Source organism: Rhizobium sp. F40D2 (assembly GCF_051810745.2).
GTDB lineage: Bacteria > Pseudomonadota > Alphaproteobacteria > Rhizobiales > Rhizobiaceae > Rhizobium.
The window spans coordinates 1,234,538-1,248,263 of record NZ_CM131436.1 but is presented as its reverse complement, the minus strand read 5'-3'; the positions used below and the strand labels follow the sequence as shown (position 1 = coordinate 1,248,263).

Here is a 13,726-nt window from a genome sequence, read left to right as displayed (position 1 = left end):
GTTTCAGCTTTGATGGAAGCGCAGAACCGCTCTAGCTTTTTGTTTTTACGCAATTCCCGGCAAAAGCGCTTCGCGCTTTGCCTGGAATTGCTCAAAGCGTGCATGAGGTCGGACGTGTCAGACGCAGCAGATGACGATATCCTGAGACTGGAAGGGATCGGCAAGCGCTTCCCGGGCGTCGTGGCGCTTAAGGATGTCTCGATGCGGATCGGTCGCGGCAAGGGGCACGTTCTCCTCGGCGAAAACGGTGCCGGAAAGTCGACGCTGATCAATCTGCTCGGCGGCGTCTTCAGGCCGGATGACGGCCATATCCTGTTCGACGGCAAGCCTTACCACCCGGCTTCGCCGCTCGAGGCTTTCAAGGCCGGCATCCGTGTCATTCACCAGGAATTGCATCCCCTCTCCAACCTGACGGTTGCCGAAAACCTGCTCTTCGAACATCTGCCGCGCCGATACGGCCTGGTGAACTACAAGGCGATGAACGCCAGAGCGGCCGAACTGCTCGAAGAAGTCGGCCTCGACGTCGCCCCGACGACACTCGCGAACCGCCTCAGCGTCGCGCAGCTGCAATTGGTCGAGATCGCCAAGGCGCTGTGTTACGAAAGCAAGCTTCTTGTCCTTGACGAACCGACGGCGACCCTGACCTCCAAGGAGGTCGATCGCCTCTTCGAAATTCTGAAGCGCCTGAAGGGCCGCGGCGTCACCACGCTCTATATCTCCCACCGGCTGGAGGAGATCTTCGAGGTCGGTGACGATGTGACGGTGCTGCGCGACGGCCAGCATGTGATCACCCGGCCGCTCTCCGGACTTGAGATCCCCGAGATCGTCGAACTCATGGTCGGACGCAAGCTTGCCGATCACGGCATTTTTAAAGGCGACAGCGCAGTATCCGGCGAAGCGCTCGGTGTCTCCGGCCTGAAGGTGACGCGCAACAGCCCCGAACTGTCCTTTTACGTCGCCAAGGGCGAAATCGTCGGCATTGCCGGCCTTGTCGGCAGCGGCCGCACCGAGGCGGTGCGCGCCCTCTTCGGCGCCGACCTCAAGGCCTCAGGCGAAATTCGCCTGAACGGCGAGCCGGTCGAGATCAATTCGCCGAAGGATGCGGTGGCCGCCGGCCTCTGCCTGGCGACCGAAGACCGCAAGATGCAGGGCCTGATGCTCGACATGAGCTGCGCCCAGAATGCCACCATCACCGATCTCGGCAAGATCTCCCGCAACGGCTTGATCAACCGGAAGGCGGAGGACGATCATTCGCAGCGCCTCGTGCGAGAACTGCGGATCAAGACACCCTCGATCCACCAGGCTGTCAGGACTTTTTCCGGCGGCAACCAGCAAAAGGTCGTCATCGCCAAATGGTTGTTCCGCGGCCCCAAGGTGCTGATCTTCGATGAGCCGACCCGCGGCATCGACGTCGGCGCCAAGGCCGAGATCTATGAACTCTTATGGAAGTTTGCGGCCGAAGGAAAAGGTGTCCTGGTCGTATCTTCGGATCTGCCGGAGCTGATCGGCATTTGCCATCGCATCATCGTCTTCTCCGACGGCAAGATAGCGGGCGAAATCGCGCGGGAACAATTTGACGAAAGCAGGATCCTTTCGCTCGCCTACAAGGAGTACAGCCGTGTCCGCCAGCATTGAAAAACAGACCGAGGCGAAAGAGGCGCGCTTCTGGGACAAGCTTATCCGGATCTCGATGAAGGAGGCGGGCGTCGCCATCGCCCTGATCCTGATCCTGGCGTTTTTCTCGGCGACGGCGCCCTATTTCGCCACGCCCGAGAATTTCCTGAAGATCTTCGTGCAGATTGCCATCAACACCGTGCTTGCCGCGGGCATGACCTTCGTCATCCTGGTCGGCGGCATCGATCTCTCGGTGGGATCGTTGCTTGCCCTTTGCACGGTGATCGGCGCCACGATCATGATCAATCCGATGTTTTCTCCCTGGCAGGCGATTGTTCTCGCCTGTCTGGCCTCGATGGGCACGGGCGCGGTGCTGGGCGCCGTCAATGGCTGGATCTGTGAGAAGTGGAAGCTTCCCTCCTTCATCGTCACCCTCGGCATGCTCAACGTTGCCAGCGGCCTGGCGCGCGTTGTCAGCGACAATTCGACGATCACCGGCCTGCCGCAGCCTTTCGTCGATTTCGGCAACCTGATCTTCTGGGGCATATTCCCGTCGATCTTCCTGATTGCGATCGTCGTCGTCCTGATCGGCTGGTTCGTGCTGCGTTATACCGTCTTCGGCCGCTTCGTCTTTGCCATCGGTACCAATGAAGAGGCAGTCCGGCTCTCCGGACATCAGCCGAAAAAATACAAGATCGCCGTCTTCACCATCTCAGGGCTGACGGCCGGCATCGCCGCCATGGTCTATCTGCTCCGCCTCAATGTCGGCAGCCCGGTTGCCGGCATCGGCTACGAGCTGAATGCCATCGCCGCCGTCATCATCGGCGGCACCAGTCTCTCGGGCGGCAAGGGTTCGATCATCGGCACGCTGGTCGGCGCCTGCATTCTGCAGGTGCTGTCGACCGGATTGCAGCTGCTCGGCGCCGACGACAATATCAAGCCGATCGTCATCGGCGCCGTCATCGTGCTGGCCGTCATTCTCGACAGCTACCGCGGCCGGTTGATGCGGATTCTCGAAACGCGAAGCCCCTGATTGGCCGTTGCGTTTGATACCGGGCCGACCTACATCTGTCCGGCATTCAGCGAGGGACGGAAATGGCCAAGATCACCAATGTAGCGGTCCAGATGGATCATGTCGCCGGCATCACTATCGCGGGCGACTCCACCTTCGCCATGAGCCTGGAAGCCCAGGCGCGCGGCTACCGGCTGTTCCATTATACGCCCGAGCGCCTGAGCTTCCGCGACGGCAAGCTCTATGCCAGCGTCGAGCCGATGCTGCTGCGCGACGTCAAGGGCGATCACTTCGAGCTCGGCGCGCCTGAGCGTGTCGATCTGTCGACCATGGATGTCGTGCTGCTGCGCCAGGACCCGCCCTTCGACATGGCCTATATCACCTCGACGCATCTGCTCGAGCGCATCCATCCGAAGACGCTGGTCGTCAACGATCCGGCCTGGGTGCGCAATTCGCCCGAAAAGATCTTCGTCACCGAATTCGCCGACCTGATGCCGAAGACGCTGATCACCAAGGATGCCGCCGAGATCCGCCGCTTCCGCGACGAGATGGGCGACATCATCCTGAAGCCGCTCTACGGCAATGGCGGCGCCGGCGTCTTCCATTCGACCCGCGACGACCGCAACCTCTCCTCGCTGCTCGAAATGTTCGGCCAGCTTTTCCGCGAGCCCTTCATCGCCCAGCAATATCTGCCTGACGTCCGAAAGGGCGACAAACGCATCATCCTGGTCGACGGCGAATTTGCCGGCGCCATCAACCGCGTCCCGGCCGAACATGACAGCCGCTCCAACATGCATGTCGGCGGCCGCGCCGAGGCGACCGAGCTGACGCCACGCGAGAAGGAAATCTGCGAACGGATCGGCCCGGCCCTCAGAGAACGCGGCTTCCTGCTCGTCGGCATCGATGTGATCGGCGATTACATGACCGAGATCAACGTCACGTCGCCGACAGGCATCCGCGAGGTCAAGAAGTTCGGCGGCGCCGATATCGCAAGCCTGCTCTGGGATGCGATCGAGCGCAAGCGCGCCTGAGCCTGCGGCTCCTCGACCCCACGCACCTGCTGTGACCAGGCACAACCTCGGTCACAGTCTATATCTGACTACGTTCCTTTCTTGTTCTTGTTTTATTCCTGCTTCCATGCCAGATTGCAACCGCTGGCCCTGAAGGGTTGCGGGCGGTATAAGAGTTTGCGGGCAGGGGGATGGGTTTATGGTCGCGCGTGTCAGTACGGTGGCATTTCAGGGCATCGAAGGGGTGCCGGTCGAGGTCCAGGTCATGATCGCGCCCGGCAAGATCGGCATGCAGATCGTCGGCCTGCCCGACAAGGCGGTGGCTGAAAGCCGCGAGCGTGTGCAGGCGGCCCTTCACGCCTCCGGCCTGGCGCTGCCGGGCAAGCGGGTGACCGTCAATCTGGCGCCAGCCGATCTGCCGAAAGAGGGCTCGCATTTCGATCTCCCGATCGCGCTTGCCCTGATGGCCGCACTTGGCGCCATTCCCGCCGATGCGCTGTCGGATTATGTCGTCGTCGGCGAACTCAATCTCGACGGCACGATCGCCGCCATATCGGGCGCGCTGCCGGCCGCGATCGGCGCCAATGCGCTCGGCAAGGGGCTGATCTGCCCCGCAGAAAGCGGCGCCGAGGCCGCCTGGGCCGGCGCCGAGGTCAATATACTCGCTCCGCGTAGCCTGATTGCCCTTGCCAATCATTTCCGCGGCACGCAGGTGCTCACCCGGCCGGAAGCATCGATCCGCGCCAATGCCGCCAACCTGCCGGATCTTGCCGAGATCAAGGGCCAGGAAAGCGCCAAGCGTGCCCTCGAAGTGGCGGCCGCCGGCGGCCACAATCTGCTGATGGTCGGGCCTCCCGGCTCCGGCAAATCGATGCTGGCGTCAAGGTTGCCGTCGATCCTGCCGCCGCTCTCGGCCGCTGAACTGCTTGAAGTGTCGATGGTCCATTCGATCGCCGGCCAGCTCACCGGCGGCAAGCTGTCTGACCGCCGGCCGTTCCGCACCCCGCATCATTCCGCCACCATGGCAGCGCTGGTCGGTGGCGGCATCCGTGCCCGGCCGGGCGAAGCCTCGCTTGCCCATCACGGCGTGCTCTTCCTCGACGAGTTTCCGGAATTCACGCCGCAGGCGCTGGATGCGCTGCGCCAGCCGCTCGAAGGCGGCGAATGTGTCATCGCCCGTGCCAATCACCGCGTCTCCTATCCGGCGAAATTCCAGCTGATCGCGGCAATGAACCCCTGCCGCTGCGGCATGGCCGGCGAGCCGGGCCACACCTGCGCCCGCGGCCCGCGCTGCATGAGCGATTACCAGGCCCGCATCTCCGGCCCGCTGATGGACCGCATCGATATCCGCATCGACGTGCCCGCCGTCTCCGCCGCCGATCTGATCCGCCCGATGGCGGCGGAATCCAGCGCTGACGTCGCCCGCCGCGTCGCCCGCGCCCGCGAGATCCAGCAGGAGCGTTTCGAGGCCGCCGGCGCCAAAGGCATCGGCACCAATGCTCTCTGCTCCACCGCCATGATCGAAAAACTCGCCGAACCCGACGCCGGCGGCCTGCAGCTCTTGCGCGGCGCCGCCGAAAAAATGAAATTCTCCGCCCGCGGCTACCACCGCGTCCTCAAGGTCGCCCGCACGCTGGCCGACCTCGACGGCAAACCGACCGTGGGCCGCCTGCATCTGGCTGAGGCGATCTCTTACCGTATTGCGGGCGAGAGGCTGACGGCGGCGGCGTAAGAAGAGAGGACGTTCTGCGAGGGCGAGCGCCTACCGAGAAGAGGAAACTAACATTGCCATTCGCGTCGAGGAGTGGACGAACGGTATACTCGCCATGGGGCTCGCTCAGATGCAAGCTGCCATGTGATTGCGGTGAAGCCAGCGTCCCCCGACCTCACCTGATTTGCCAATGTCGACCTATTCAGCGTTAATTTTCGTCGGAGAAGATTGTATTACCACTCTCTCAAACCACTGCTTGGTCACGCATCAAATGCGGGAGCCTAATGTCCAACTTTCTTTCCCAATTGTGGCACAAATTTCCATGGGCTTCGCTCGCACCATTCATCGGCGCAATCGCAACAGTCGTCGCAGCCACGTTAGGTGCTCTGGTTGTCATTTGGCAGAATGCCAAGCAGGCCAAACGCGCGACATCGCAAGTGAGGCATACCGAAGCGCTCAAACTGAAAATGCAAATTTACGAAGAGATTGTTGATCTGTGTCGTAACGCGGTTGATGCAGAGGTGTCATATTCGTCCTACGCTCGTAGGTTTGTCACCGACCTAAACCTCTACAGGGAGATGTCGCAGGCAGGTCTAAATTGGCGCGTCCCGGGGGCTCGGGCACCGACTTTGTTCGAAGAGCAGGGGCGCTTCAGCCAGGCGGCAATAGCCCTGATCTCCTTGACCGAGCGTTGGGGCGTGATCCATCCCGGCCTTGAGATGTACCGCACAGCTTTCAACGTCGCGATCCATGACGAGGGGATCGCGTTCACCCCGTACCGCAGTCTCGCAATTCGTTTGATGCCAGCGGAGAACCCGAATGGTCCTCAACAAGGATTGCTTTTCCCATGGACGATGCCGGATGCCGCCACTATTCAAGGGCTCGAAGTAGCGACCGACGCGCTAGTCAACGCGATTGATAGCTTCGGTGGCTTCATCTACGACTTTCAAATCGACATGCAGAACCTCCTCGTGGGTGAGTTATTCGAACATCGAATCGCTCGACGCGAGCCTCTTGACCCCAAAGTAGTTGTCGCTCGGCTTGATGATTGGAAAAAGTTGAAAGACTATTTCGAGAATAACACGGCGTGGGGGAAGATGAAGAATGACACAGAGGCACGGGTGCGCGCATCGAACGAAGGGCGTTGAGAGCAAGCTCTCGCATATAACATCGGGCCAAGCCTATGGCGTGCTCATTCGGGCCACCAGACAGCCCTGAAGAGGGCTGACTTCATCAGTAGCCTGAGGCGGGCACCGAAGAGCACCGATAACCTACGAGCATGAACGACCGAGCGATACTCCGGCCAATGCCTACCTTAGCTCCCAAGCCCCTCAAACAGCGCCGTCGACAGATACCGTTCCGCAAAGGACGGGATGATCACGACAATGTTCTTCCCTGCATTCTCCGGGCGGCTTCCCACCTTGATCGCGGCGGCCAGCGCCGCACCCGAGGAGATGCCGACCGGCACGCCTTCGAGCCTTGCGACCAGGCGCGCCTGTTCGAAGGCCTCGTCATTGGTGACGGTGACGACCTCGTCATAGATGCCGGTATCGAGGATTTTCGGGGCGAAGCCGGCGCCGATGCCCTGGATCTTGTGCGGGCCGGGATTGCCGCCGGAGAGGATCGGGGAATCGGCGGGCTCGACGGCGATGATCTGGATCTCGGGTTTGCGGCTCTTCAACACCTGGCCGACGCCGGTGATCGTGCCGCCGGTGCCGATGCCTGATATGACGATGTCGACCGTGCCGTCGGTGTCGTTCCAGATTTCCTCGGCCGTCGTCTTGCGGTGGATCTCGGGATTATCCGGATTTTCGAACTGCTGCGGAATGACGGCATCAGGAAGCGACCCCGCCAATTCCTCAGCCTTGGCAATGGCGCCCTTCATGCCCTTCGGTCCTTCGGTCAGCACCAGCTCGGCGCCGAGCAGCGCCAGCATTTTGCGGCGCTCGACCGACATGGTTTCCGGCATGGTGAGGATCAGCCGATAGCCCTTGGCGGCGGCGGCAAAGGCAAGCGCAATGCCGGTGTTGCCGGAGGTCGGCTCGATCAGCACGGTCTTCCCTGGCGTGATCTTGCCCTGCGCTTCCAGGCCTTCGATCATCGCCACGCCGATGCGGTCCTTGACGGAGGCGATCGGGTTGAAGAATTCGAGCTTGCCGATCAGGTTGGCCACCACGCCCTTTTCCCGCGCCAGCTTGTCGAAGCGCACGAGCGGCGTGTTGCCGATGGTCTCGGTGATCGAGGAATAGATGCGGCCGCGGCCGGGCTTGTGCGACATGAGTGCCTCCCTTTGAAATCCTGTTCCTGAAATCGAGGAGGAGAATAGGGTCAAAGGCGTGAAGAGGCCAGACCGCGTTCATGCCGGAGGAGCGGGCCGCGGAGAAAAAAAGCTTTGAAAACCGTTTCTTGCCGGATGTTTATTTCAGGCCGCCCGCGTGGCGATGAAGGCAGCCGTACCGGCGAGGATGCCGGCCGCAACCCGGTTCAGCGCCTTCAAGGCATGCGGCTTTTTCAGCATCGTGCGGGCCCGCGAGGCCAGCAGCATATAGGGCACCAGCACGACGATCAGCACCACGAAGGTGACGGCGAGCAGCAGCGCGTAGTCGCTGAGGCCGATATTGCCGATATCGATCAGCGTCGGCGCAAGCGCGACATAAAACAGCATCGTCTTCGGATTGCCGAGCGTCACCAGCAGGCCGGAGAGGAAGGACAGGCCGATATTGCTGGATTTCTTCGCCGCGATGTCCTGCGGCAGCAGTCCCGCCGTCCAGAGTTTCCAGGCGATATAGCCGAGATAGAGGGCGCCGGCGATCTTGATCGCGATGAACACCTCGGTGAAGGTCTGCGCCACGAAGGCGAGGCCGAGAATGACCGCGGTAAGATAGGTCATGTCGCCGAGCACCAGGCCGAGGCCCATGAAGAAGGTCTCGCGGAAATTCGAGCCGAGCGCGCGGGCGACGATGGCGGTAATCCCGGGTCCGGGAATGGCAGCGGCGATGAACAGCGCTCCGGCATAGGCGATCAGGGCGGTAAGGCTCATCTTTGATATCCATGAGATTGCGCGGCTTCTCTATAGGCGCGCGTCGCGGCTTCATCAATGCCTCGGTGCTGATCGGTCCATAACCATAAGGAATAGGTCTGCTGAACCTCGGTCCACTTGGAAAGCGGTCCGGCCTTGCTAGTTCTCTTTCTGCACGCGCGCCGTCAGCGTCTTCTGCGCTCGAAACGACCGGCGGCGTCGAGATTTTTATCGCCAAGGAGAGAATGAATGTCCCCGTCCTCAGCCGAGACCCGCAGACTTTCGCCGCTCAAGACGCCTTCCACCCTGCCGACCAATGCCGTCACCGATATTTCGGCGGCGCTGACCGCGCTGCTTGCCGATGTCTTCACCCTTTATATGAAAACCAAGAACTTCCACTGGCACATGTCCGGCCCGCATTTCCGCGACTATCATCTGCTGCTCGACGAACAGGCAGCGCAGATCTTCGCCATGACCGACGATATTGCCGAGCGCGCCCGCAAGATCGGCGGCGTGACGTTGCGCTCCATCGGCCAGATCGCCCGCCAGCAGCGCATAACCGACAATGACGCGGATTTCGTCACGCCGGAGGAAATGCTGTCGGAACTGCGCGAGGACAATGGTCAGCTCGTTTCGCTGCTGCGCGAGGTGCATGGTCTCTGCGACGAGCATAATGATGTCGCGACCGCCAGCCTGATCGAGAACTGGATTGACGAGGGTGAGCGCCGCACCTGGTTCCTGTTCGAAACGACCCGGCGGCAGAAATAATATCGGCAGCCGGGCGGGGTGTCATATGTGCGCCACGCCCGGCTCTTAGCTCTGCAGCGCCCGCGGCCGCAGCCATCTTGGGCTCCAGCCGAGGTTCATGCCGGCGGCGGCAATGAGGATGATTGCGGCACCGGCGATCTGCATCGGCTGCAGCGCGTGGCCGAAAGCCAGCCGGTCGACGAGGATCGCCGCGATCGGATAGAGGAAGGAGAGGGCCCCTGTCAGATGCGTCGGCAGCCTCTGGATCGCGCCATAGAGCAGCACATACATCAGCCCGGTATGGACGACGCCGACGGTGATAAGGATCGCCCATGTCCCGAGATCCGTGGGCGGATGGGAAAAGTCGGTCATCGGCGCCAGCATCAGCATGCCGGTCGCGACCTGGATCAGCGCGATCAGATGCGGCGGCGTGCCTTTCAGCCATTTCGCGGCAAGTGCTGCCAGCGCGTAGAAGAAGGCCGCGCCCAGCGCCATCAGGATGCCGAGGCCGTAGCCGTCGACCGCATTGCCGCTCCCACCCGGTTTCGCCTGGACGATCGCCACCATGCCGGCGAAGGAAAGCATCAGCCAGAACAGCTTGGTGGCGGTGATCTTTTCGCCGAGAAACAGCGCGCCGAGCATCAGCAGCATGAAGGGCTGGGTGTTGTAGACGGTCGTGGCGATCGAGATCGTCGCATGCGAATAGGAGGCAAACAGCAGCAGCCAGTTCAAGACGATGGCGACGCCGCCGAAGACGGCAATGCCGAAGGTGCGCCACGTGAGGATGCCGGGCCGCAGCAGCCCGAGAGCACCGCAGATGGCGAGCAGGGTGAGTGCGCCGAACAGGCAGCGCCAGAAGACCACGCCGCTGACCGGCTGGCCCGACATCACGACGAACCAGCCGATCGTCCCCGAGATCAGCATCGCTGTCGTCATCTCAGCCGTGCCTCTTTTGATATCGCCACTCATGATCGCCTCCGTTTTCGATGGCATCAGAATATTGCGGTAGTGAACGATTTTATATGGCTATAGTAAGGAGTATGATCTAAATGACCTAATCATATGAGGATTGAAGGACGCCATGCCTAACGATGTGCAATCGCTCGACGAAACCGATCAGGCCATTCTGGAGGCGCTGGCCGGCAACGCCCGCATCTCGCTGAAGGAGCTGGCGCAGCAGGTGGGCCTTTCCTCGCCAAGTGCGGCCGAGCGCCTGCGGCGGCTGGAGGAGCGCGGCGTCATCAAGGCCTTCACCATCGATCTCGATCCTGCCGCCGTCGGCTATCCCCTGCAGGCGATCGTCCGTGTGCGGCCGCTGCCGGGACAGCTGCACATCGTCGAACGGCTCATCCAGGAGATTCCGGAAATCGTCGAATGCGACAAGGTGACCGGCGAGGATTGTTTCATCGCCCGCCTGGTCATCCGCTCGATGGCGGAGCTGGACGGTCTCCTTGACAGGGTCGCCGAGCGGGCGGAGACCAACACCGCGATGATCAAAGCCTCGCCCGTCAAACGCCGCCTGCCGCCGCTGTCACGGAAAAAGTAAGGCGGCGAACTCTTAGAAATCCGCCATCGGAGACAGCATCGCCGGAAAGTGCGGGGCCTCGTCGCCGAGCCCACGCAGCATCAATACCGTGCCGCTTTCCACCGGCTGCGGCGCGCCCGCCCAGTCGAGCTTGTCGGGACGGAAAAACACCTCGACGGCGGCGGAGGCGATGTCGAGCCCGCCGAGGATCGCTGCAAGCGTCGGGATCTCGGCCGCCACGACATCGAGCAGGCCGAAGCGGCCCGCCTCATCCATCTTCCAGGCGACCACCGCTTGCATGTCTTCCATGAAGCTGACGCGGACATCGGGATCGAGCTGCGTGTTGATGAGAAACATCGCTGCATCCGCCGCGACCGAGAGCGACGTCGAAACCGGGCTTCGCGCGTTCAGCAGCGAGTGTAGCAGGGCAAGATCATCCGCATTGCTCGGCGCAAGCGGCCGGGCAGGTCCTGAAAAAATCGAGGGGTCTGGTGCCGCTCCCTGATATCGATGCTGTGGTATCGCGCGGAAACCATAGGGCTCATAGAGCGACGGCTTGTCGGTATAGAGGATGACGGCTTCAAAACCCTGCCGCTCGCACCAGTCGAGCGCCTTCACCGTCAGATCACGATAGAGCCCGCGGCCGCGCCATGGCGGCCGCACCGCACCCGATTGCAGCCCAGCGGCATGGACGATCCGGCCGTTGAGGACAAAGGGCAGCGCAAAGGCAGAGATATTGGCCGCAAGTCCGCCCTCGGCATCGAACCAGCCGAACGGCATGCTGGTAGAGTCGGGGCCGCCGAGCTGCTGCAGCGGGCCGATATCGATGCCGAAAATATCCTGGAGCAGGCGCACCAAGGCCGCCCAGCCGGCCGGGTCGCCGAAATAATCCTGCCGGAAGAAGAGGCCCGCGCTGTCGGGGCGCTTTGTCATCACACGCCGGTGGAACCGAAGCCGCCGGCGCCGCGCGTCGTCTCGCTTGCGGCAGCACTTTCGGCCACCCGCACCTGGGTCACCGGCGCGATCACCATCTGGGCGATGCGCATGCCGCGCTCGACGATAAAAGCTTCGTCGCCGAGGTTGGCGAGCAGCACCTTCACCTCGCCGCGATAGTCGCTGTCGACGGTACCGGGCGAGTTCAGGCAGGTGATGCCGTGTTTGAAGGCAAGGCCGGAGCGCGGCCGCACCTGGCCTTCGAAACCTTCGGGGATCTCGAAGATGAAGCCGGTCGGCACCAGCGCCCGTTTGCCGGGCTGAAGCGTCAGCGGCGCTGCCTCGTCGACGGCGGCGCGCAGGTCCATGCCGGCCGCGCCTTTGCTTTCATAGGCGGGCAGGTCGAGGCCTTCGCCATTGGCCAGGCGGATGAGGTTCAGCGTCGGTCTCACATCATGATGAATGGTCATGGCCCATTACTTTGCGCAGCGAACGCCGAGGTCAATTGCAATGCCGGGCTTTAATCGCTAGATACGCGGCAATTCCACAGGATTCATAGTATGGCCGAAAGTCTCGCCGAGGCGGTCTCCCGCCGCCGCACATTCGCTATTATCGCTCACCCGGACGCGGGCAAGACGACGCTCACCGAAAAGCTGCTGCTGTTCGGCGGCGCCATTCAGCTTGCCGGCGAAGTCAAGGCGAAGAAGGATCGCATGCAGACGCGCTCCGACTGGATGAAGATCGAGCGCGAGCGCGGCATCTCCGTCGTCACCTCGGTGATGACCTTCGAATATAACGACAACGTCTTCAACATCCTAGACACGCCCGGCCACGAGGATTTTGCCGACGACACCTACCGCACGCTGACGGCCGTCGACGCCGCCGTCATGGTCATCGACGCCGCCAAAGGCATCGAGCCGCGCACGCTAAAACTCTTCGAAGTCTGCCGCATGCGCGATATTCCGATCATCACCTTCATCAACAAGATGGACCGCGAAAGCCGCGATCCCTTCGAGATCCTCGACGAGGTGGAGGAAAAGCTGGCGCTGGATACGGCGCCGATCACCTGGCCGATCGGCCGCTCTAAAACCTTCTGCGGCTCCTACAACATTGCCGCCAACACGGTGCGCGGCTCGGATACCGAAGTCGAGGGAACGCCGGTCAACGGCCCGCAGAGCGTTGCCGACCGGCTGCCGGAAAACGAGCGTCGGGCCTTCGTCGAGGAGACGGAGCTGGCGATCGAGGCCTGCCGCCCCTTCGACCGCGAATCCTTCCTGGAAGGCCATATGACGCCGGTTTTCTTCGGCTCGGCGCTGCGCAATTTCGGCGTTCGCGACCTGATCAACGCGCTCGGCGAATTCGCGCCGCCGCCGCGCGACCAGGTCGCCGATACCAGGACGGTGCATGCGACCGACGACAAGATGACCGCCTTCGTCTTCAAGATCCAGGCCAACATGGACCCCAACCATCGTGACCGCATCGCCTTTGCCCGCATCTGCTCCGGCAAGCTCGAGCGCGGCATGAAGGCGAGGCTCGCCCGCACCGGCAAGCAGCTCGGCCTGACGGCGCCGCAATTCTTCTTCGCTTCGCAGCGCCAGCTCGCCGACACCGCCTATGCCGGCGATGTCGTCGGCATTCCCAACCACGGAACGCTGCGCATCGGCGATACGCTGACCGAAGGCGAAGCCCTGGTCTTCCAGGGCGTGCCGAACTTCTCGCCCGAGATCCTGCGCCGTGTGCGCCTGGAAGATGCGATGAAGGCGAAGAAGCTGAAGGAAGCCCTGCAGCAGATGGCCGAAGAAGGCGTCGTCCAGCTGTTTTCGCCGGAGGACGGCTCGCCGGCAATCGTCGGCGTCGTCGGCGCCCTGCAGCTCGATGTTCTGAAGGAGCGGCTGATGGCCGAATACGGCTTGCCGGTCTCCTTCGAAATGTCGCGTTTCTCCGTCTGCCGCTGGATCTCGGCCGATCAGCCGGCCGATCTGGAAAAATTCCTCACCGTCAAACGCGGCGATATCGCCCGCGATCTCGACGGCGATCCGGTCTTCCTCGCCCAGGACGGTTTCTCACTGCGTTACGAGTCCGAACGCCATCCGGCGATCAAGATGGTCGCCATCAAGGAATATCACGCCGCCAAGGCGGCGTGATGCCCAAAGCA

At 62.2% G+C, this 13,726-nt stretch carries 13 protein-coding genes; 8 read left to right on the top strand and 5 right to left on the bottom strand.

The annotated features are described in order from the left end of the window. The first annotated feature begins 114 nt into the window (after positions 1-114). The 5 genes from ACS4RS_RS06030 (at position 115) to ACS4RS_RS06010 (ending at position 6,495) form a co-directional block, all read left to right on the top strand. On the top strand, positions 115-1,635 hold the full coding sequence (locus ACS4RS_RS06030) for an ATP-binding cassette domain-containing protein (RefSeq protein WP_439011717.1): 1,521 nt from the start codon (positions 115-117) through the stop codon (positions 1,633-1,635). Continuing rightward, on the top strand, positions 1,619-2,647 hold the full coding sequence (locus ACS4RS_RS06025) for an ABC transporter permease subunit (protein ID WP_439011718.1): 1,029 nt from the start codon (positions 1,619-1,621) through the stop codon (positions 2,645-2,647). The genes ACS4RS_RS06030 and ACS4RS_RS06025 overlap by 17 nt, the downstream gene beginning before the upstream one ends. A gap of 62 nt (positions 2,648-2,709) precedes the next feature. Continuing rightward, positions 2,710-3,657 carry a glutathione synthase gene (gshB, locus tag ACS4RS_RS06020; protein ID WP_439011719.1) on the top strand — a complete coding sequence of 316 codons (948 nt, stop codon included), beginning with the start codon at positions 2,710-2,712 and terminating at the stop codon, positions 3,655-3,657. Positions 3,658-3,835: 178 nt separating this feature from the next. Beyond that, positions 3,836-5,368 (top strand): YifB family Mg chelatase-like AAA ATPase, encoded by a 1,533-nt coding sequence (locus ACS4RS_RS06015; RefSeq protein WP_449313914.1) that lies wholly within the window; start codon positions 3,836-3,838, stop codon positions 5,366-5,368. Between the two features lie 263 nt (positions 5,369-5,631). Beyond that, positions 5,632-6,495 (top strand): hypothetical protein, encoded by an 864-nt coding sequence (locus ACS4RS_RS06010; protein WP_439011721.1) that lies wholly within the window; start codon positions 5,632-5,634, stop codon positions 6,493-6,495. Positions 6,496-6,662: 167 nt separating this feature from the next. Here the strand turns inward: ACS4RS_RS06010 and cysK are convergent, their stop codons facing one another. Both cysK and ACS4RS_RS06000 read right to left on the bottom strand, forming a co-directional pair. Beyond that, on the bottom strand, positions 6,663-7,625 hold the full coding sequence (gene cysK, locus ACS4RS_RS06005; RefSeq protein ID WP_449313913.1) for a cysteine synthase A: 963 nt from the start codon (positions 7,623-7,625) through the stop codon (positions 6,663-6,665). 144 nt (positions 7,626-7,769) lie between these two features. Next, positions 7,770-8,387 carry a LysE family transporter gene (locus tag ACS4RS_RS06000; RefSeq protein WP_439011722.1) on the bottom strand — a complete coding sequence of 206 codons (618 nt, stop codon included), beginning with the start codon at positions 8,385-8,387 and terminating at the stop codon, positions 7,770-7,772. A gap of 228 nt (positions 8,388-8,615) precedes the next feature. Here ACS4RS_RS06000 and ACS4RS_RS05995 point away from each other — a divergent pair, with 228 nt between their 5' ends. Beyond that, positions 8,616-9,134: a ferritin-like domain-containing protein gene (locus ACS4RS_RS05995; protein WP_439011723.1), complete on the top strand. Its 519-nt coding sequence runs from the start codon at positions 8,616-8,618 to the stop codon at positions 9,132-9,134. A gap of 45 nt (positions 9,135-9,179) precedes the next feature. Here ACS4RS_RS05995 and ACS4RS_RS05990 read toward each other — a convergent pair whose 3' ends face one another. Then, the gene (locus tag ACS4RS_RS05990) at positions 9,180-10,082 is read right to left on the bottom strand and encodes an EamA family transporter (RefSeq protein ID WP_439011724.1); all 903 of its coding nucleotides are present in this window, start codon (positions 10,080-10,082) and stop codon (positions 9,180-9,182) included. Between the two features lie 112 nt (positions 10,083-10,194). Here ACS4RS_RS05990 and ACS4RS_RS05985 point away from each other — a divergent pair, with 112 nt between their 5' ends. Continuing rightward, positions 10,195-10,659 carry an Lrp/AsnC family transcriptional regulator gene (locus tag ACS4RS_RS05985; protein ID WP_003583755.1) on the top strand — a complete coding sequence of 155 codons (465 nt, stop codon included), beginning with the start codon at positions 10,195-10,197 and terminating at the stop codon, positions 10,657-10,659. A gap of 12 nt (positions 10,660-10,671) precedes the next feature. Here the strand turns inward: ACS4RS_RS05985 and ACS4RS_RS05980 are convergent, their stop codons facing one another. Together ACS4RS_RS05980 and dut are read right to left on the bottom strand one after the other, a co-directional pair. Then, positions 10,672-11,571 carry a GNAT family N-acetyltransferase gene (locus ACS4RS_RS05980; RefSeq protein WP_439011725.1) on the bottom strand — a complete coding sequence of 300 codons (900 nt, stop codon included), beginning with the start codon at positions 11,569-11,571 and terminating at the stop codon, positions 10,672-10,674. Further along, on the bottom strand, positions 11,571-12,041 hold the full coding sequence (gene dut, locus ACS4RS_RS05975) for a dUTP diphosphatase (RefSeq protein ID WP_439011726.1): 471 nt from the start codon (positions 12,039-12,041) through the stop codon (positions 11,571-11,573). Before dut ends, ACS4RS_RS05980 begins: the two co-directional genes overlap by 1 nt. Positions 12,042-12,131: 90 nt before the next feature. Between dut and ACS4RS_RS05970 the strand changes: the two genes are divergently transcribed. Then, on the top strand, positions 12,132-13,715 hold the full coding sequence (locus ACS4RS_RS05970) for a peptide chain release factor 3 (protein ID WP_439011727.1): 1,584 nt from the start codon (positions 12,132-12,134) through the stop codon (positions 13,713-13,715). The last annotated feature ends 11 nt before the right edge of the window (positions 13,716-13,726 follow it).

Bases quoted from the DNA above. Each gene is read 5' to 3' on its own strand.
- gshB (WP_439011719.1), top strand. From the start codon at position 2,710: ATGGCCAAGATCACCAATGTAGCGGTCCAGATGGATCATGTCGCCGGC.
- ACS4RS_RS06015 (WP_449313914.1), top strand. From the start codon at position 3,836: ATGGTCGCGCGTGTCAGTACGGTGGCATTTCAGGGCATCGAAGGGGTG.
- ACS4RS_RS06010 (WP_439011721.1), top strand. From the start codon at position 5,632: ATGTCCAACTTTCTTTCCCAATTGTGGCACAAATTTCCATGGGCTTCG.
- cysK (WP_449313913.1), bottom strand. From the start codon at position 7,625: ATGTCGCACAAGCCCGGCCGCGGCCGCATCTATTCCTCGATCACCGAG.
- ACS4RS_RS06000 (WP_439011722.1), bottom strand. From the start codon at position 8,387: ATGAGCCTTACCGCCCTGATCGCCTATGCCGGAGCGCTGTTCATCGCC.
- ACS4RS_RS05995 (WP_439011723.1), top strand. From the start codon at position 8,616: ATGTCCCCGTCCTCAGCCGAGACCCGCAGACTTTCGCCGCTCAAGACG.
- ACS4RS_RS05990 (WP_439011724.1), bottom strand. From the start codon at position 10,082: ATGAGTGGCGATATCAAAAGAGGCACGGCTGAGATGACGACAGCGATG.
- ACS4RS_RS05985 (WP_003583755.1), top strand. From the start codon at position 10,195: ATGCCTAACGATGTGCAATCGCTCGACGAAACCGATCAGGCCATTCTG.
- ACS4RS_RS05980 (WP_439011725.1), bottom strand. From the start codon at position 11,571: ATGACAAAGCGCCCCGACAGCGCGGGCCTCTTCTTCCGGCAGGATTAT.
- dut (WP_439011726.1), bottom strand. From the start codon at position 12,041: ATGACCATTCATCATGATGTGAGACCGACGCTGAACCTCATCCGCCTG.
- ACS4RS_RS05970 (WP_439011727.1), top strand. From the start codon at position 12,132: ATGGCCGAAAGTCTCGCCGAGGCGGTCTCCCGCCGCCGCACATTCGCT.